Origin of the sequence: Gordonia sp. NPDC057258, from assembly GCF_042668985.1 — a bacterium.
Lineage (GTDB): Bacteria > Actinomycetota > Actinomycetes > Mycobacteriales > Mycobacteriaceae > Gordonia > Gordonia hongkongensis.
The window spans coordinates 23,913-42,997 of the sequence record NZ_JBHUXZ010000018.1 but is presented as its reverse complement, the minus strand read 5'-3'; the positions used below and the strand labels follow the sequence as shown (position 1 = coordinate 42,997).

The following is a 19,085-nucleotide window of genomic DNA, read 5'->3' as shown; positions in this document are numbered from 1 at the left end:
GTCTGAGTCATTCCTTTGGTCGACTGCACTGCTTCGTTCCCGCGGGACCCGCCTCCGGTCACGGCGCGCCATCCAGAACCCGGAGGGCGTTGGTGCGGAGCTCTCCCAGTACGTCACCGAGTGCGTCGGGCCCCGATACCGCGAGGCCGGGCAACAAGCTCATCAGCGCGGTGGTGAGGGCAGAGTCCGGGTCAGGGAGTGCGGCAGCCATCGCATCACTGATCGACGACAGCACCGTGAACGTTACCTGCGCATCCTGATGTGCGGCCGCCACCGCATCCGGCTCTGCGACGGTGGCACGGGCCACCAGATCGGGGAGCGAGACGGCGCGTTCGGCGTCGGCGATGTCACCGGCCGCCGCCTGTTCGGCCGCGGTGACGATGTCGATGTCGCCCACCAGCACCTGCGGGTTCTCCGACACCTCCTCGAGTACTCGCAGGTACCGCTGCGCATAGCTCTCGACCGTGTTCTTGGTGAAGATGTCGGCGGCGTAGATCAACTGGCCCGTCATTGAATCAGCGTCCTTTGCTGCCGGTGCACCGAAGTCGTTCGGGAACAACGTGAGCTGGAGATCCACCTTGGCTGGGGTCAACTGCTCGGATACCGGTGCGATCGTCATCGAGTCCATGTCGAGCGAGGGGATGGTGAAGTTCTGGTAGGCGAACATCACCTGATAGATCGGGTTGTAACTGGTGGGCGGCGAGGAGAGAACAGATGACACGATCGTATCGAACGGGATCTCGGCGTTCGCCATGTCCGCCAGGTCCTCGTCGCGGACCCGCTGCAGCAGCTCGGCGAACTTCTCTTCGTCCTGGAGCCGCGACCGCAGGGCCAGGGTGTTGACGAACATGCCGACCACGCCGTCGAGTTCGGGCTGACCCCGCCCGGCGAACGGGGTGCCGATCACGATGTCGCGCTGGGTGGTCAGCCGGCTCAGGAGCACCACCAGTGCGGTCTGCATCACCATGAACAGTGTCGCGTTGTGCTGGCGCGCGACCGCCTCGAGCTTGTGCACCAGGCCGCCGTCGATGTCGAAGCGCACCTCCTCGCCGACGAAGGACGGCGTCCGCGGGCGGGGACGGTCGGTCGGCAACTCGAGCCGGGCCGGCGCGTTGTGGAGCCGGTCGGCCCAATAGGCGAGCTGCCGGTCCGCCTCGGTCGTCCCGTCGGGCCCGGGGACGGCAAGGGCCTCCTGCTGCCACAGCGTGTAGTCCAGGTACTGGACCGCGAGCGGCTGCCACTCCGGCCGGCGGCCGGCCACCCTCGCCGAATAGGCGGTCATGACATCGGTGGCCAGTGGCAGCATCGAGGCGCCGTCCGCGGTGATGTGGTGGACGACGAAGACCAGGATGTGCTCGGTCTCGGTGAGCCGCAGCAACATCATCCGCAGCGGCGGGGCGATCGTGACGTCGAAGCCACGGCCGGTGAACTCCGCGATCACCGGCACGGGGTCACCGTCGACGTCGACGACGCTGCGCTCCAGCAATTCGAGTGCCGCGTCCCGGTCGAGCACGAGTTGGATCGGCTCGCCGTCGACCAGCGGATAGCGCGTCCGCATCGACTCGTGGCGGTCGATGAGGTCCTCGATGGCGCCGCCGATGGCGTCGGTGTCCAACTGTCCCGACAGTCGCAGCGCCATCGCGACGTTATAGGCCGGCGACGCCGGATCGGCCCGGTTGATCAACCACATGCCGCGTTGTACGGCGGACAACGGCGCGCGGTCCCCGTGCGTGCGAGCCACCAGACGTGGCCGGCGCGAGGGAGTTCCGTGGTCGCTGGCGAATGTCGCCATCGCGCGCACCGACGGCGCGTCGAACACCGCGGCGACGGGGATGTCGACCTCGAGGTCGGCCGACAACCGGGCCGCGACCTTGGTCGCGCTCAACGAGTTCCCGCCGAGGTCGAAGAACGACTCGGCCACGCTGATCCGGTCCACGCCCAAGACATCGGCGAACACCCGGGCGATGACCCGCTCGGTCGCGGTGCTCGCGGGCACGAATTCGGCGGTCTCGATCACCGGCGCCGGCAACGCCTTGCGATCGACCTTGCCCGCCGAGTTCAGCGGCATGGTCGGCAGCGGCATCCAGATCGTCGGCACCATGAACTCCGGGACCGTCCCGGTGAGATGCGCCTGGGCATCGGCCGGGGTGACCGAGTCGGGCGAGTAGTAGGCCACGAGGCTCTGGCCGGCGGCCAGGTCGGCCACGGTCACCGCCGTGTGGACGATGCCGGGAACCGACATCAGCGCGGACTCGATCTCACCGAGCTCGAGACGCTGACCGCGCAACTTCACCTGGAAGTCGTTGCGGCCTAGGTACTCGATCTCGCCCGCGGGACCCCACTTGCCGAGATCGCCGGTGCGGTACAGCCGCGACCCGGCCGAACCGTACGGGTCGGCCACGAAGCGTTCGGCGGTGAGCCGGCCCTGCGAGACGTATCCGCGCGCCAGTTGGATGCCGCCGAGATAGATCTCACCGGGCACGCCGACCGGGAGCGGACGCAGCCGGTGGTCGAGGACGTGGATCGTCGTGTTGGGCACCGGCCGCCCGATCGGGACGACGGTCTCCGAACCGCGGACGTTGTGTTCGGTGACGTCGACCGCGGCCTCGGTGGGCCCGTACAGATTGTGCAACCCGACGGCGGGCAGCGCGGTGCGCAGGCCACCCGCGGTCGAGGCGGTCAGGGCCTCCCCCGAGGTGAACACCTGACGCAACGAGCTCAGTTCGGCCAGCCGGTCCGGACCGACGACGTCGAGGAACGTGGACAGCATCGACGGCACGAAGTGAAGCGTCGTCACGTCCTCGCGCTGGATGATGTCGACGAGGTAGGACGGGTCGCCGTGACCACCGGGCACCGCGACCACCAGCCGCGACCCGGAGATGAACGGCCAGAACAGTTCCCACACCGATACGTCGAAGGTCACCGGCGTCTTCTGCAGTACGACGTCACGGTGGGTGAGCGTGTAGTACTCCTGCATCCAGTCGAGCCGGTTGACGATCGCGCCATGCGACACCACGACGCCCTTGGGTCGTCCGGTGGAGCCGGAGGTGAAGATCGTGTATGCGGCGTTCTCGGGACCGAGCGGCACGCTGCGCTCGGTCGAGTCGAACGGCGCGGCGTCCGAGTCGACCTCGGTCGAGGCGTCGACCACGGTGATCGTGACGCGATCTGCGAGGTCGTCGACCACGGCGGGGCGGGCCCCTGGTCCGACGAGTACGCGCCGGGTACCGGCGGTCTCGAGCATGTAGTCGGCGCGATCGACCGGCGCCTCGGTGTCGAGCGGCACGTACTGCCCGCCGGCGAGGACGATCGCGTGCACCGCGACCAGCAGCTCCACCGACCGCGGGATGCAGACCGCCACCGCGACATCGGGACCGACGCCGTCGGCGATCAGCTGGCGGGCCAGAGCCGTTGCGCGGAGAGCGAATTCGAGGTAGGTGACTTCGCGGTCGGCGAAGACCAGTGCGACCGCCTCGGGGTCCTGTCGGTACCCGGTCAGCAGCGCGGCCGAGAGATCGGGTGCGGTCGGCTCGCGACGGGCGCCCTGTGACCAGCCCCGGACAATGTCCACCTCGGCCTCGGGGAACGCGAACAGGTCGTCGACGCGCAGCGCCCGGCCGGCGTCGTCCGCTTCGAGCGAATCCGCGATCGCGCCGAGCACGTCGTGGAGGTAGCGCGCGAACCGTTCGACGGTGGACTCGTCGAAGAGATCACGCGCATACCCGAAAGCGACCGAGATCTGCCCGGCGTGGTCGCCGGTATCGGCGTACTCGACGACACTGAGCGAGAGGTCGTATTTCGCGAACGGTGCCCGCGCGTCGATGAGGCTGATTCCGGCCTCGTCCTCGAAGAGCCGCTCGACCTGATCGTGCTGCATCACCAGCTCGACCTGGAACAGCGGCGAATGCGCGGTGGAACGGCGGGCACCCACCGCGTCCACGACCTGCTCGAAGGGCACATCGGCGTTGCTGAGTGCTTGCGCGCGAGTGTGATTGGCCTCGCTCAGCAGACTGTTGAGGTCGGTGTCGGGATGCACCCGCGTGCGGAGCACGAGGGTGTTGACGAACATGCCGATCAGGTCGGCGAGTTCCGGCTCGTCCCGGCCGGCGATGGCGGTGCCGATGGCGACGTCGTCGCTGCCGGACAGACGCGACAACACCACGGCGAGCGCGGCGTGGAAGATCGCGAAGACGGTCACGCCGTGCTGAGCGGCCACCGCGTGCAGCCGGGCGACGGTGTCGGCGTCGAGGAGGGTGTCGACGTAGCCGCCCGCACCGGACGGCCGGATGGGTCGCGCGCGATCGGTGGGCAACGAGATGAGTTCGGGCATCCCCGCCAGTTCGGTGCGCCAGAAGTCGAGCTGCGTCGCCATGACCGAATTCTGGTCGGCGGCCTCCCCCAGGACGTCGCGCTGCCACAGCGCGTAGTCGGCGTACTGCACCGGCAGCGGGCGCCATGCGGGCTGCTCGTGAGCGAGCCGCGCGGCGTAGGCCGTCAGGACGTCGGTGATCAACGGTCCCAGCGAAGCACCGTCGCCGACGATGTGGTGCATGACGACGATCAGGACGTGATCGAGCGTCCCGTCGGGCGCCACGGAGCGGAAAAGTCGTGCGCGGACCGGATATTCGTAGTTCAGGTCGAAACCGGTCACGGCGAAGTCGGCGAGCCTGCGTTCGGTGTCCACGGGTGCCACGTCGACCACGTCGAACAACCGGGCCGCAGCGGCCGCCTGCGCCGAATGGATGAACTGGTAGGTCTCCCCGTCCTCGTCGGGGAACGTCGTCCGCAACGGCTCGTGTCGCGCGATGACATCGTCGATCGCGGCGGCCAGCGCGGCGGCGTCGACGTCGGCACCGAGCCGAACCGCCCCTGGGATGTTGTAGGCCGGCGAGGTCGGGTCCAGCCGGTTGATGAACCAGAGACGACGTTGGCTGAAGGCCAACGGAATCCGGTCCGGGCGCGGCTGCGGCACGAGCTCCGGGCGGCGCGCGGCGGCGTCGTCGGTCACCGGTGTCGCGACCCGGATGATGTCGCCGAGGCTCTGGCTCTCGAAGACATTGGCGAGCTTGATGTCGAGGCCCGCGACGGTACGCAGTCGCGAGGCCAGCCGGGCCGCGGTCAGCGAGTCCGCACCGAGCGCGAAGATGTTGTCCTGCAGCCCGATCGGCTCGATGTCGAGCAGTTCTTCGACGATCGCGACCACTTCACGTTCGCGCGGTGTCGACGGCGCGACGTAGGCGACCCGTTCATCGCGCGCGAACACCGGCTCGGGCAGCGCCTGCCGGTTCAGCTTGCCGTTGGCGGTCAGGGGCAGTTCGTCGATCAACATGACGACGTCGGGCACCATGTACCCGGGCACATGGGCGCGCACCTGCTCGCGGATGGCCGATTCGTCGAGCCCGCAACCGGTTTCGGTGACTGCATAACCGATCAGCTTCGCCCCGCCGGCCGATGCCGCGTCGGTGACCACTGCGGCAGCCGCGGCGACGCCGTCGACCGCGCGCAGCGCCGTCTCGACCTCACCCAGTTCCACCCGGAACCCCCGCAACTGCACCTGCGTGTCGGCGCGCCCCAGATACTGGACGTCGGTGCCGATACGCCGGCCCAGATCGCCGGACCGGTACATCCGCTCGCCGGTGCCGTGTGGGTCGGCGACGAACCGGGTCGCCGTCAGTCCGTGGCGGTTACGGTATCCGCGCGCGAGTTGTCCGCCGACCACATAGATCTCGCCGACGGCGCCCTCGGGCACCGGACGCAGGCGGTTGTCGAGGACCCGGAGGCCGAGCGAGTTCAACGGACGGCCGATGAGGCTCGCACTCTCGTCGCGCACCAGATCGGGATCGAGCGGACGGTAGGTCACGTGGACCGTCGTCTCGGTGATGCCGTACATGTTGACGAGTTCGATCTCGTCACCGAACGCCTCGTACCAGTTGTGCACCTCGTCGAAGCGCAGCTCCTCGCCACCGAAGACGATGTAGCGCAACGCCAACGGCGTTCCGGTGCGGCGCCGGACGTCGGCCACGATGCTGAACGCCGAGGGCGTCAAGGACGCCACGGTGATCTGCTCGTCGGCGAGCAACTGCAGGAACTCGGCGGGCGCACGGGCGACCATCCGGTCCACGATCACCGCACGACCGCCGGTGAGCAGCGGGCCGAAGATCTCCCATACGGAGAAGTCGAAGGCGTAGGAGTGGAAGACCGACCACACGTCCTCGGGCGTGAACTCGAAGTCGGCCGACGCCGCGTCGAGCAGCGTGGCGACGTTCCGATGCACGATCTCGACACCCTTGGGCGCCCCCGTCGACCCGGAGGTGTAGATGACGTAGGCCGTCGCCTCGGGTGTTGCGAGGCCGCGCGGCACCGGGATCGCGGCGACGTCGGGGCTCTCCGCCTCGGCGAGCAGTTCCCCGGTCTCGACGACCTCCGACTCCCCCGCCCATCCGGGCCGGTCGCCGTCGGAGACGACCACACACGCCGGGGCGGCGTCGTCGACGATGTAGCGCAGACGCTCTTCCGGATTGCCGGTGTCGAGTGGCAGGTATCCCGCCCCCGCCTTCAGCACGGCGAGCATCACCACGACGAGACTCGTGTCGCGAGCCGTCGCGACGCCGACCAGGTCGCCTGCTCCGACACCGCGAGCGCGCAACGATCGCGCCATCGCTTCCGAGCGGCTCGCGAGCTCGGCGTAACTGAGGGTCGTGCCGTCGGCGTCGGAGACCGCTCCCCGGTGACGATGGGCGGCTGCGACCTCGTCGAACATCTCGACGAGGGTCGGCGTGGCCGCCCGCGGATGTGGCTGTGGAAGCGACTCGAGCAACCGGAGATCGCTGTCCACGAGCAGGCCGATGTCGGTGACAGGGGTGTCGAGTGCCTCCACCGACAGGAACCGGTCCAGGAACGTCAGGAATCGCTGGTGCAGCGCGTCGAGTTCGGCCGGTGCGTACAGGTGCGGGTTGCCGTGTAGGTCCACGACCAGCGGTGCGCCAGGGCTTGACTGGTACAGGTTGATCAGCAGGTCCTCGAGGATGCCCGAGGTCAGGATCCGGTACTCCATCTCGGTGCCGTCGATGGCGACCTGCTCGTCGAAGAACACCATGTTGATGGTGGGCCCGAACGAGACCGAACTCTGGTCGAGACCGGCGTCGCGACGGATGTCGTCGGACCGGTAGCGCTGGTGCCGCAGTGCGCCGGTCAGTTCGAGCTGCGCGGTCTGGATCAGCTCCCGCACCGACTTCGAGGCCACCTCACGCAACCGGATCGGCAAGATATTGGACACCATGCCGCCGGAGATCTTGATCTTGGCGGTGGCCCGGCCGGTGACCGGGAGGCTGAGGACGATGTCGTCGTGATTGCTCATGCGCGCCAGGAACGCGCCGAACGCCGAGGTCATCAGGACGGCCAGCGAACTGTTCAGCTCACCGGCGAGGGCCTCGTACCGGCGTTGCCGATCGGGGTCGAGGGCGACGCTGGAGACGACGTTGTCGAAGGAGAGCGAACCGGCGGTGCCGACCTTCGACAGGGTCACTCGCTCCGGCAGGTCCGCGACGCGGTCGAGCCAGTGCGCGCGGTCGGTCTGCCGCCGGGTACTGCCCTGGTAGGCCTCTTCGTAGGCGACGATGTCGGCCATGGTGGCCGGCGGCTTGTCGCGCGGTTCCTCTCCCCGGCGGAGAGCGTTGTAGCGGTCGACGGTGCGCCGCATGATCGACAGCGCGGCATAGCCGTCGATGATGATGTGGTGGGCGCGGTTGTACCAGAACGTGCGATCGTCGGAGATCAGCAGGATCGAGACGATGATGAACTGGTCGGTGAGGAGATCAACCGGCTGGCGGTACTCGGCCTGCATCCACGCCATCGCCGCGGCGACCGGGTCGGCCTCGGAACGGAAGTCGAGGATGTCGACGGTCTGATCGAAGTCGACGTCGACGTACTGCATGGGGATGCCGTCGATCTCGGTCAGACGGACGAAGGGCGACTCGACGAGTTTCCCGACCTCTTCACAACAACGGGCGAAGAGTTCGATGTCCAGTCCACCCGGCGCGTGGCGGATGTCCACGTACTGAGCGATGTTGACCGAGTACTCGGACGACAGCGACTCGGCGAACCACATGCCGCGCTGCGCCGCGGTGAGCGGGAGGACCTGAATGGTCTCGTCCACGTCACCCGGCGTATCCGCACGGAAATCGGCGATTGCCACGTCCTCTGAACTCTCCCTCGCTAGTCCTGCAGTCGATTAGACCTCACGACACTGCCGTTGGTAATCGTTCAGACCCTCCACATCGGACGCCGACACAGAATCTCCATCCTATTTCACGCGAGGGGGTCTCATGAAACCGGGATGCGGGGCCAGCCTCTGAGAATGCCATCGCCGTACCCGCCTTCCTTGTTACGCCCGTCGGCGTGTCCGCGCGCCTCGAGGTGGCGGCCCCGGCCAGCGGTAGTTCGTCGCACGCGACCCGCTGACCAGTGCCGATGCGCCGCCGGAGGGCGATGACACGATCGGCATGGACCGGATTGGGGCCATAACGGGTGTCATTCGTTACCTCGACGGTATGGGATCGGTTCGTGATCATCGATCCCTCGCGGCTTTCCGATAACCGCGGAGAGCCGGATAAATGGAAATGACCAGAAGCACTACGGTCCAAACCGCGACTTTCAGGAGATCTTCGGTGAGTGGCCCGCCCGCCGCCAGCGCTCTCATCGCCTCTATGGCAGGTGACATGGGCTGATTCTCGACCACTGGCTGCAGCCAGGTGGGATAGGCGCTTACCGGAGCGAAACCCGAATTGAAGAACATCAAAAGACTCGAGACAAGCCCCAAGTAGGGCACGATCGGGGCTCCAGGGCGCGCACTCACGGCCAGTGCAAGGGTGAGAGTGGCAAATGCGGCACCGTAGGCCAACGCCACAAGCACGATTCCGAGCGCTGATCCCAGACCCTGAGTGAATCGAAAGCCAATCAGGTGCCCGGCCGCCAGGAGGATGACCGTGGTGACCAGAATCCTCACGAGCTCCGCGATGACCCGTGACGACAAGTCGGCAGCGCGATGGATCGGCAGCACATAGAGCCGCGCCAAAAGCCCGGTCAATCGCTCGTGGTTCAGCCGCGTCGCCGAAGCGATAGAGCCAAACATCGCGCCCACGAGGATGACGAGCGGCACGGTACCGAATGCGCTGTTCTGGCCCGTGGCTGAACCGATTGCATCTCCCAGCACCACTTTGAACATCAGCATGCTGAGCGCGGGGAACAAAAGAGATTGTACGAGGGTGGGTACGTCCCGCACGAACACCACTATCTGCCGGCCTGCAAGCGGAAGGCTTTGGCGCCACAGAGCCTGTAGAGAGGATTCAGGCGGCACACTGGTGGGTTGAGTAGCCAGATAGTGACTGCGCCGCGCCTGCATCTTTGCATCTGATACGGGATCGCCAACAGTCATCTGCGAGTCCTCCGAACGCTGATCGCCAGTAGAACGAGCGCAGTCGCCGCCAATCCGAGGCACCACAACAACGACGGTCGTAACAACGCCCAGGTGGCGGTACCGGTGTCGAAGGCGCGCATCGCATCGGCGAACTGCGAAATTGGCTGGTTACGCACGAACGGCTGGATCCACTCCGGGAATTGTGACAGTGGCACGAAACCGGTGGACATCATCCCAAGAATCAGCGTCGGGAGCGCCAGAGCCTGACTCGTCGCCTCCGGACTGCCGGCCACGAGCCCGAGGCCGTCGGCCACCCAAGAGAACAAAGCCCCAACGAGCCCGGCCAAGCCGAATAGCCCGACGGTGCCCCAGAAACCCCCACCGGGCCTCCAGTCGATGAGCAAACAAGCCGTTGCGGCACAAATCAGCGAGATCGTGAGAAGAAATGCGTTCGTCGTAGTGCGCGCAAGCATCGGCACCAGCGGCGACATAGGCATCACTCGAAACCGAGTGTTAATACCCTGGACGCCATCGAAGGCCGACCGCATCGCCGCTGACGATGCACAAAAATTCACTGATTGCAATAGGATGATCGGCATCAGAAACTGGCCATAGTTGACCCCCGGCGCGACCTCAACGATGCTTCGCAGCGGTAGATAGAAGCAGATCGCCAGCATCGCCGGCGAGATGAAGGCGAAGATGGCCTCGCCACCTCGAATTACCTGGGAGATACCTCGACCGACCAGTGCCCACCACTGTTGAAGCGGCCGTTCGCGGGGCTCGATCAACACAGTTGCGGACCCCGACGTCGTTGCCCGCGATCTCAGAACGTCAGAAACTGTCACGTTTCTACGGCCCTTCGGTCTCGCCGCGGGTCAGTGAGGGCGAGGAACACCTCGTCGAGTGAGGGCCTGCGCATCGCGACGTCGTACAACCGAATGCCGGCCGCGCTGGTGCGTCGGATGACCTCGACCAAGGTTTCGGGGCCGTCCGGGGCAGGCACTGCGACAAGATGCTCATCCGAGCTGGCCGGGTGGTCACCGATCAGGTCGGCGAGGGCCGTCCGCAGTCGGGAGAGCTCGGTCGGATCGGCCGGGGTAACTTCGCAATATGCAGGACCTGTCGACGCCTTCAACTGGTCCGAGGTGCCCTCCGCAATGACCCGGCCTTTGTCGATAACGACGATGTTGTCGGACAGAACGTCGGCTTCCTCAAGGTACTGGGTGGTCAGAAGAATGGTGACGCCGGAGTCGCGTAACTTCTCGACGAGGGCCCACACTTCTTGCCTGCTGCGTGGATCGAGACCAGTAGTGGGCTCATCGAGAAAGACGATCTTGGGGGCAGTGACCAATCCACAGGCGATATCGATCCGGCGCCGCATTCCGCCCGAGTACTCCCGAACACGCTTGCCACCGACATCTGTAAGCGAGAAGACATCGAGCAACTCATCCGCTCGCCCGCGCGCAGCGGTTTTGTCGAGGCCAAGAAGCCGACCGAACAAAACAAGGTTCTCCCGACCGGTAAGGGACTCGTCGAGCGCGGCGAACTGACCGGTGAGCATGATCGACTTGCGGACAGCTGAAGCGTCACGGACGATGTCGTGACCGCTGACAGTCGCCGTTCCGCTGTCGGGCTTCAGCAGAGTGCACAGCATGTTGACAGTGGTCGTCTTTCCGGCCCCGTTTGGTCCGAGCAATGCAACGATGCTCCCCGCGGGGACCGTGAAACTAACATCCTCGACTGCGACCATGTCCTTGAATCGCTTGTGCAGATTCCGGACTTCGATGGCTACAGCACTGCCCGCTAGGGCTTGCTTCTCGGACGTCCTCGACGGAGTCGGCGAATACGCTATCCCGGCGGCTGACCCTGTGTTAGCGGGAGCTGTCGCGACGTGGACTGTCGAAGGCCGAGACGTGGACAACGTTTTATCAGGCACTACTCGCTCGTCTAGCTGGCCGAGGTCCCCCGACCCGTCTAAACCGGCGGCGTCATCCTGCTCGATCTTTGGAGCAGACGCCCGTGGCGCACGTCGGCCAGGAACCGCCGTCGGCCGACGTATCTTCAACGGCTCTGCACCGCTGGGACCGTTTGGCCATCGACCGGCTGCGTATTCCGCATCGCGCGAGATCGAGTCCACGACTCTCGTCTCGGGGTCACCTGGGCCCAGTTCGTGCTCGGCCGCGTCGAGACCGTTGGCCGTAGTATTGCCGGAGGCTGACCGTTCGGTACGCCACAGTCGTAGCTGCTCCTCCACCGGGTCCGGCATGACGAACGGATCCTCCGGCGACGGCACTGACGAGTCCGGCCGTTGATGGCGCGGCGCATAAGAGGCATCTGTAGGTCGCTGACCGCTGGCCTCGGACATGTCCACCTCTACGCGTCGGGAACGAAACTGCCGGGACTGTCAACGCACTGGGCGGTGGTAACCGATCCAACGACGGCGATTTTACCTAGAGCGTTGTGTCCCCCGGCAACAAACTTACGCACGAATCAAACCCGCACGCGAATCTGACCCGGCCTGTCTTGGCGATCCTCGGGCTGGAGCCCACGATTGTCACGAGACCTTGAGCTACTGCGAAGACCCCCTGGAACGCCGGTCGTGACCGTGACTACACACCGACGCCGTGACAGCGCGACGAGTTACCGACGACTAGCCTCGCCTACTCTGGGCGAGCCCGCGCCTCGGTGACCAACGCACGTTCACGAGGTAACGGCGTCAACAATCGGTGGGGGCGCCAATTACTCTTCTGCGGATCCCAGGGCCGGAACATGAGCCACATGACCGTGAACGCAACGAATCGGAAAGGACGTTCGAACCTTAGAGCTTTTACCGCAGCCTCGTTGCCCCTGCGCTCGGCGGTGCGCACCCCGCCGCTGATGTACACACGGTTGGCCCACGGCGAGTGCCGTAGTTGCCGGCACGACGTGTCAACGTGGACGTCGGGATCGAAGTACATCTTCCGGTTGTTCTCCGACAGGGCAAGTCCTAGATCCAAGTCCTCCCAACTGTCCGGGTTAGTCTGTAGTGAGTCACGTACCTCGTACCAGGCTTCCCGGCGAATCACGTAGTTGATTCCGTTGAGGCTACCGATCTCACCGCCACGCTTCAGCTGACCGAGGTTCCACGTCAAGAGTTTGCGCTGAAATCCTCGTGCGGGTGCGTCCCAGCAGAGCACAAGACCGGTGAGGCCCGAGAACTCGCGGCCGAGATCGGAATCGAAAAACGCCACCACCCGTTCTGCCCAGTCTTCTCGGATTCGGGAATCTGCATCGGTCTTGGCAATCAGAGTTGAAGTAGCGGCGTCGAACCCGCTGCGCCGGGCGTGAATGACACCAGGCTCCGGCTCCACGAGGCGCGTCACATTCGAATACTTCTCGGCGAACTCATCGACTATTGATGGAGTCGCATCCGTTGACCCGTTGTCCACGACGATGATCTCGTCGATCTGTCTGGTTTGGTTCACCAAACGATCCAGACATCCTCGAATCCTCAGGTCCTCATTGAACGCTGGAACAACGACTGACAAGGTGCTCAAACCATCCTCCGGTGGGTCGACATCCGTCGTAGGCATTCACTACACGACTACGCAAGAGATCCGCGCCGCAAGATACGTGAACCTCAGCCACCCAGCCCGCGACTGCCGTCTCCGCGTAAGTCAGTTGCGGAGGTCGGTACGGCAAGTGTCGAGCTTTCAGCTGCTGCGAGGCTACCCGAACATTGATGTTCTGGGTGCGGCCTAAGCGAATCCACCACTGCCTGATGTACACGCACATACGAGTGATAGAACGCGCCCGTAGATGTGGTCGCCGGCCCAACGAGACTGACCGGCCAATTGACGATCCCCGGGGTTGCATGACAGAGTTGCCACTCTCCGGTCAAATGACGTGCTTGCGTCGTCCTCACAGCGAGCGACGAACCTTCACTATCGTCGACGTCTGCTTCAATTGCTCACCGCCGCGCCCGCTCTGGAAGAGTGTCTCCCATGACCACTCCATCTCCCGAGCGCGAGGTGCTCACTTGGGAGCTCAACGGCATCGCCTGCCGCGAACTCGCCGAGCAGGTGGCCGCCGATGCGTTCGTCCCGGACATCATCCTCGGCATCGCCCGCGGCGGCCTGATCCCGGCCGGTGCCCTCGCCTACGCCTTGGACTGCAAGCTGATGATCTCGTTGAACGTCGAGTTCTACACCGGCGTCGGCGAGACACTGTCCGAACCGGTGATGCTGCCCTCGCTCCTGGAGTCGAGCGGTCTGACCGACCAGCGGGTGCTCGTCGTCGACGACGTGGCCGACACCGGCAAGACCCTCAAACTGGTCAACGATTTCTGCCAGGAGCAGGGACGGGTCGCCGAGGTCCGCAACGCCGTGCTCTACAAGAAGCCGCACACCATCACGATCCCCGACTACAGCTGGCGGACGACCGACAAGTGGATCGACTTCCCCTGGTCCGTGCACGGCCCGATCGTGGCGGTGCAGCGATGACCGCGGACAAGACCGGCGCCGAGACCACGGTCCGCGACAACCCCGCCGCACGCCGCTACGACATCCACGTCGACGCGCCCGGTGGTGACGCACTGGCCGGCTTCGCCGAGTACCGCGACCGGGTCTCCGGGACCGACGACGCTCCGACGACCGAGCGGGTGTTCTTCCACACCGAGGTCGACCCGGCGTTCGGCGGACGCGGTCTCGCGACGATCCTGGTGTGCGAAGCCCTCGAAGACGCCCGCGCACGCAACCTCACGATCGTAGGCGTGTGCCCGCTGGTGGCTTCGTTCCTGAAGAAACACCCGGAATATGCCGACGCGACCGCTCCGGTGACGCCGGCCGTCCTCGAGTGGTTGCGCTCCTGATCCGGACTGGTCTGAATCTCGTCCTCACGTGCCCGAGACGCTCCGCACCACCTCGCCCTCTGCGGTCATCTCGATCCGACGCGTGCAGTCTCGCGACGAGACGACCACGGACGCCGCCACCGGTCGGCCCGGCGGCATGATCCGGGCTGTCACCCGCTCGTTGTCGGCAGCCAACTCATCGAGCAACAGGCGCGCCATCCGATCGCGTGACGAAGCGCGGTCTTCTTCATCGAGCGATTGCAGCGCCCCGTCGTCGAGCAGGATCACCACCGCCCCGCGGGCTCGCGCCGCCCACACCGCATCCCGGATCGCGGGCGTGTCCCAGTCGGGTGCCCGGATGCCGTCGCGGAGCTGGGACTCGAGCAGATGCATCTCGGCGATCTCCGACGACGAGAACTCGTCGTCCGCGGCGATGCGCTCCAGGACCGGGCGCGCACGCTGCTCGAAGTCCTCGAAATTGCGCCGGCGCTCGTCGGCGGCCGCCTCCGTCGATGCTGCGTCGAACGCCTCCCGGAGGGACCGGGCCCGCAGTTCGGCATTCTGATCGGCCATCGGCCGGAGGATGAGCAGGAACAGCGCCGACAGGACGAGAACCGGGTATGCCCACACGGTGATCGTCACGCCGGGAACGAAGCCGATGCCCCGGTCGAGACCCCACAGCCCGCACAGCACGCTCATCGCCACTGCGCCGGCCCACGCGATTCCCGGCTGCCCACGCACCGCGACGAGCGTCAGCACCACGATTCCTCCTGCGGTCGCCGGGCCGTTCTGCAGCGTCATGTACTGCTCGGCGGGCAGCGACCACCACGAAATCCCGGTCGCGGCGAGCACCGCGACGGCGGCCGCAACGGCCGACCGTCGATCACATCGGCCGTCCGGGAGTCGCACCACCCGTCGTGCCGTGACCACCAGCAGCCCGAATGCCACGATCAAGCCTGCCCATCGACGGGGTGAGGTGATGTGCAGGCCGGTTCCGACGGTCACTGTCACGTACGCGACCGCGAATCCGACGAGCGCGACAAGCACTGCGCGGGATCGAAACCCGAAGAGGTCGTCGTCCTGACCGCCGGTCCCGGCGGCCGCGCAAGCAGTTGCGGCGGACGCCTGGATGCCTGCGCCGCTCATCTCGGCGACCATGAGAGCCTCACCACCGTCCCGCGGCCGGGAGCGCTGCGCACCTCCGCGTCGCCGCCGATCGCGCGCATTCGACCGATGAGTCCGGCGTCGATGCCGAAGCGCGACGAGTCGAGATGTCCGGGGTCGAACCCCACTCCGTCGTCGGCGACGCCCACCCAGAGCGCGTCGGCCGCGAGTTCACCACCGACGACCCGCTCCGCGTGGTCCCCGGCATGGCGCACGCTGTTCCGCATCGCCTCCGACAGACCGGCCAGCACGGCCTCGACGACCGTCGCTGGATAGGTCTGGCCGTTGTCGACGACGTGGACGGTGAATTCCACGTCGTCGTCGATCTGTGCGGTCGTCAGCCGGACTTTCCGGAGCAACTCTGTCGGGACGACGTCACCGCCCACATCGCGGTCGCCGCGACGCCAGGCGTCGATCTCGCCGAGAGCCTGTCGGGCCTGCTCGGCCACCCGCTGGTCCTGGGTCGACGGCCGCAGCGCGAGGAGGCAGGCGATCACATGATCGTGTATCAACGCGTCATAGCGGGAGCGTTCGGCTTCCCGTGCGACCGCCGACGCGGTCACCTCCGCCGCCCGCACCGCGGTGGAGCGCGTCTCCCCCAGCTTCTGAGCGGTTCGCATCGTCACAATCCCCACCGCCATGAACACCCCCGTCAGCCCGATGGTCAGGGCGGTACTCGTGTACATCGTCGCCCGGACACCACCGAACACGGCCAGCTGATTGGCGGTGTGCACCATCGCCGTCGCCACCACGAGATAGCCGATCGCCGAGCCGAACCGGAGCGCGATCACCAACGCGAGCCCGGGGACGCCGGGAAACTGCACCAGCCACACCGGCCACCGTCCGTACCCGCCCGCGGTGTCGGGGTTCCATGCGACGAACCACAATGCCGTCGCCAGGAGGTAACCGGCGGCGCTGCAGATGCCCGCCGACAGTATCCATCCCGTCGTCGGACGGAAACTACCGACGAGCAGTGCGATCGCGGGTCCGACGATGAGTGCTGCGCTGAGCGGCGGCCACCACGAAGCCGTCAGCGAGGCCGAACCGATCAGAACCGGCAGCATCGCCGCGGAGTAGGCGATCACGCCCGCTCCGACGAAGCGAGCCGCATACTGTTGTGCGCGTACCAGATCGGCGTTGGTCTCGATGGGTTCCGCGTCGGTGGCAGCGCCGTCGTCGACCGTCCGAGCGCTAGACGTTCTCAGCACGTGCCTCGCGCCCGATTTCGGTGCGGACCAGCACACGGGGGTGGAACTCGACCCGGTGAGAGACGTGGCTCGCGTCCACTCCGACCGACGCGAGCACGTCGCGCCCCGGGGGCTGGATGCGTACCGTCACGCGCCCGTCACCGACTTCGTCCAGCAGCTCGGCGACCGCGTTCGCCAGCCGTTCGCGCGCCACGGCCGCGTGCGCGTCGTCGAGCGCGGCCAGCCCGCCGTCGTCGAGCAGAACGACGCGCACACCCCGCTGACGCGCCCGCCACGCCGCGTCCCGGACCATCGGGAGGTCGAGCCCGGAGGCACGGATGCCGTCGCGTAATTGCGCCTCGAGCAGCCGGGCCGTGGCCACCTCGTCGGCGGTGAGGGTCTCGCGGCGCGCCATGCGTGTGAGGACGGGGCGTGCGCGTTCGTCGAGAGCGGCGAGACGTCGGTCCCGCACCTCGGTGGCCGCAGCGGCGGCGGCGTCGAGCGCCGCCTGGCGTTCGTTGGCCTCGCGTAGTTCGTAGATGTTGCGGGCCATCGGGCGCAGCATGACGGAGAACAGCGACCCCATGATCATGATCGCGTATCCCGGCAGGGTGATCGACAGTCCCCAGACCGCTCCCGCGGTCGAGACGGCGCCCCACACGCCCGCGATGACGCTGATGCAACCGCTCGCGAGCCACGCCGCCAGGGGACGACCGCGCACCGCGACGAAGGCCAGGATGATCACCGAGGCCCCCATCGGCGGCCCGGTCTGCATCACGTGCGACGGCGGCGACGGCAACGAGAACAGCGTCACGGCCACGGCCGAGACGGTCATCGCGGCGATGACGGAGGTCGTCGATCCGGGCAGCGGATCACCGGGCGAATCGAGGATCGTCATCCCGGCCACGACGAACAACACGAAACCGGCGAACACCCCGGTCCACTGCCACCACCCGGTGATGGACGAGTCGGCATAGAGCGTCACGGCGAAGTAGCCGCATGCGAACGCGCCCATCATCAGCCACAGGGGCCGCGACCCGATGCCGAACGCATTGACGACCTCGCCGCGTTCGGCGTCGTCGACGCCGCGAGAACACTCTCGTCTCACGGCCGCTCCCATCGGATCTGAACCGTGGTCCCCCGCCCGGCGCGACTGTGCACCCGCGCGTGGCCACCGGGCAGCCTCGCGAGACGACCGCGGATGCTCACCGCGATTCCCAGCCGGCCGACCGCCACCGACTCCGGATCGAACCCGACGCCGTCGTCGACGACCGCCATGCTCAGGGCGTCGGATGCCAACTGCACGATGACGGCGCATTCGGCATCGTCCCCGGCGTGGCGCAGCACGTTCCGCAACGACTCCGACATCGCCTCGACGACCGCATCGAGGACCTCGACGGGATACGAGGCCGGCTCGGCACGCCGAACCTCCACGGCGTCCTGGTCACCGGGGTCCTGGTCATCGGCGTTCTGGCCACCCACGACCTCCACGTCGAATCGTTCGGAGATGTCGGCGGCGGCCAGCCTGATGCGCCGGACCACCTCGACATCCGTCACGGTGTCCGCATCCCCGGGTCCCGGCACCCGGGCGAGTTCGTCGAGGGCCGACGCGGCCTGGGCGGCGAGCCGCTCGTCGGGACGCCCCGGCCGGACGGCCAGGAGTGAGGCGATGACCCGGTCGTGCACGATGGCGTCGAACCGCTCTTTCTCCACCTCGCGGGCCGACGCCGCGGCCACGTTGGCCGCGGTGCGGTAGGTCTCCTCACGCGTCTCGTCGAGCTCTCGGCCGGTGCGGGTCGCGACCAGCACGACCGCGAGGAAGACACCGGTGAACACCAGCGACCACAGGATCTCCACGGGCGCATCGGAAGTCACCTCACCGAATCGGCCGAGCTGCTGGGAGATGTGCGCGAGGGTCGACGACACGAGCAGACCCGCCACTGCGAGACGCGGCCGCACGAGCATCAGCACCATGCTCGGCATACCGCAGAAGGCGACCATCCACTGCGCCGAGTCGTCGGGATTCGTCAGGGTCGTCCCGTTCCAGGCCACGAACCACAGACCCAGGCCGAGGATGTACCCGGCCCAGGTCGTCAGGGCGAGCGGGGTGAGCCACGCCGTGCCCGGTCGAAAGGTCGCCGCGATCACCAGGATTCCTGGTCCGACCGACAGCAGGATGCTCAGCGGTGGCCACCAGGCGTCGGTCAGCGGCGCCGAGGCGAGGATCGACGCCGCGGAGACCACGGGGTAACCGATGAAACCCAGGCCCAGGAAGCGGGCGCCCACCCGGCGGACGCGGTCCAGATCCGGCTCCGCCGAATCCGATTCGAATGCGCGCCGCACCCACGCGGGTCGTGCGGGGGTGTCGCCGCTCGCGAGATCGGTGGTGGGCATCGCGTCTCAGCCTCACACCGTCCGGCTCGACCGGTCAATCCCCTGTTGAGACCAAATACGACGAAACCGGCCCGCTCCCTGTGGGGAACGGGCCGGT

Annotated in this window: 11 protein-coding genes; 2 read left to right on the top strand and 9 right to left on the bottom strand. The window is 66.8% G+C overall.

Going from position 1 to position 19,085, the window contains the following annotated elements; all coding sequences use genetic code 11:
* Positions 1-58: 58 nt before the first annotated feature.
* From ACFUEJ_RS14485 to ACFUEJ_RS14465, 5 genes are all read right to left on the bottom strand, one after another.
* Positions 59-8,194, bottom strand: a complete 8,136-nt coding sequence (locus ACFUEJ_RS14485) for an amino acid adenylation domain-containing protein (RefSeq protein ID WP_388030128.1) — start codon at positions 8,192-8,194, stop codon at positions 59-61.
* Positions 8,195-8,566: 372 nt separating this feature from the next.
* Positions 8,567-9,400 carry an ABC transporter permease gene (locus ACFUEJ_RS14480; protein ID WP_388030147.1) on the bottom strand — a complete coding sequence of 278 codons (834 nt, stop codon included), beginning with the start codon at positions 9,398-9,400 and terminating at the stop codon, positions 8,567-8,569.
* Positions 9,401-9,429: 29 nt separating this feature from the next.
* The gene (locus tag ACFUEJ_RS14475; RefSeq protein WP_388030125.1) at positions 9,430-10,260 is read right to left on the bottom strand and encodes an ABC transporter permease; all 831 of its coding nucleotides are present in this window, start codon (positions 10,258-10,260) and stop codon (positions 9,430-9,432) included.
* Positions 10,257-11,780 (bottom strand): ATP-binding cassette domain-containing protein, encoded by a 1,524-nt coding sequence (locus tag ACFUEJ_RS14470; protein ID WP_311277080.1) that lies wholly within the window; start codon positions 11,778-11,780, stop codon positions 10,257-10,259. Before ACFUEJ_RS14470 ends, ACFUEJ_RS14475 begins: the two co-directional genes overlap by 4 nt.
* Before the next feature lie 295 nt (positions 11,781-12,075).
* Positions 12,076-12,987 carry a glycosyltransferase gene (locus ACFUEJ_RS14465; RefSeq protein ID WP_388030121.1) on the bottom strand — a complete coding sequence of 304 codons (912 nt, stop codon included), beginning with the start codon at positions 12,985-12,987 and terminating at the stop codon, positions 12,076-12,078.
* Positions 12,988-13,398: 411 nt separating this feature from the next.
* Between ACFUEJ_RS14465 and ACFUEJ_RS14460 the strand changes: the two genes are divergently transcribed.
* Both ACFUEJ_RS14460 and ACFUEJ_RS14455 read left to right on the top strand, forming a co-directional pair.
* Positions 13,399-13,896, top strand: coding sequence for a phosphoribosyltransferase (locus tag ACFUEJ_RS14460; protein ID WP_065631405.1), 498 nt, complete (start codon positions 13,399-13,401; stop codon positions 13,894-13,896).
* The gene (locus tag ACFUEJ_RS14455; protein WP_006360243.1) at positions 13,893-14,264 is read left to right on the top strand and encodes a GNAT family N-acetyltransferase; all 372 of its coding nucleotides are present in this window, start codon (positions 13,893-13,895) and stop codon (positions 14,262-14,264) included. Before ACFUEJ_RS14460 ends, ACFUEJ_RS14455 begins: the two co-directional genes overlap by 4 nt.
* Before the next feature lie 24 nt (positions 14,265-14,288).
* On the opposite strand, the gene ACFUEJ_RS14450 is transcribed toward ACFUEJ_RS14455, so the two are convergent.
* Genes ACFUEJ_RS14450 through ACFUEJ_RS14435 form a run of 4 tightly spaced genes read right to left on the bottom strand, consistent with a single transcriptional unit; the run spans position 14,289 to position 18,988 of the window.
* Positions 14,289-15,389, bottom strand: a complete 1,101-nt coding sequence (locus tag ACFUEJ_RS14450) for a hypothetical protein (RefSeq protein WP_388030118.1) — start codon at positions 15,387-15,389, stop codon at positions 14,289-14,291.
* Complete coding sequence (locus ACFUEJ_RS14445; protein WP_374614195.1) at positions 15,386-16,615, bottom strand: sensor histidine kinase; 1,230 nt, start codon at positions 16,613-16,615, stop codon at positions 15,386-15,388. The genes ACFUEJ_RS14450 and ACFUEJ_RS14445 overlap by 4 nt, the downstream gene beginning before the upstream one ends.
* Positions 16,599-17,702: a hypothetical protein gene (locus ACFUEJ_RS14440; RefSeq protein ID WP_388030114.1), complete on the bottom strand. Its 1,104-nt coding sequence runs from the start codon at positions 17,700-17,702 to the stop codon at positions 16,599-16,601. Before ACFUEJ_RS14440 ends, ACFUEJ_RS14445 begins: the two co-directional genes overlap by 17 nt.
* The gene (locus ACFUEJ_RS14435) at positions 17,699-18,988 is read right to left on the bottom strand and encodes a sensor histidine kinase (RefSeq protein ID WP_159371354.1); all 1,290 of its coding nucleotides are present in this window, start codon (positions 18,986-18,988) and stop codon (positions 17,699-17,701) included. Before ACFUEJ_RS14435 ends, ACFUEJ_RS14440 begins: the two co-directional genes overlap by 4 nt.
* Positions 18,989-19,085 lie beyond the last annotated feature (97 nt).

Excerpts from the sequence above, each read along its gene's own strand:
- ACFUEJ_RS14435 (WP_159371354.1), bottom strand. The coding sequence starts at position 18,988 with ATGCCCACCACCGATCTCGCGAGCGGCGACACCCCCGCACGACCCGCG.
- ACFUEJ_RS14470 (WP_311277080.1), bottom strand. The coding sequence starts at position 11,780 with ATGTCCGAGGCCAGCGGTCAGCGACCTACAGATGCCTCTTATGCGCCG.
- ACFUEJ_RS14450 (WP_388030118.1), bottom strand. The coding sequence starts at position 15,389 with ATGAGCGGCGCAGGCATCCAGGCGTCCGCCGCAACTGCTTGCGCGGCC.
- ACFUEJ_RS14455 (WP_006360243.1), top strand. The coding sequence starts at position 13,893 with ATGACCGCGGACAAGACCGGCGCCGAGACCACGGTCCGCGACAACCCC.
- ACFUEJ_RS14480 (WP_388030147.1), bottom strand. The coding sequence starts at position 9,400 with ATGCAGGCGCGGCGCAGTCACTATCTGGCTACTCAACCCACCAGTGTG.
- ACFUEJ_RS14465 (WP_388030121.1), bottom strand. The coding sequence starts at position 12,987 with ATGCCTACGACGGATGTCGACCCACCGGAGGATGGTTTGAGCACCTTG.
- ACFUEJ_RS14460 (WP_065631405.1), top strand. The coding sequence starts at position 13,399 with ATGACCACTCCATCTCCCGAGCGCGAGGTGCTCACTTGGGAGCTCAAC.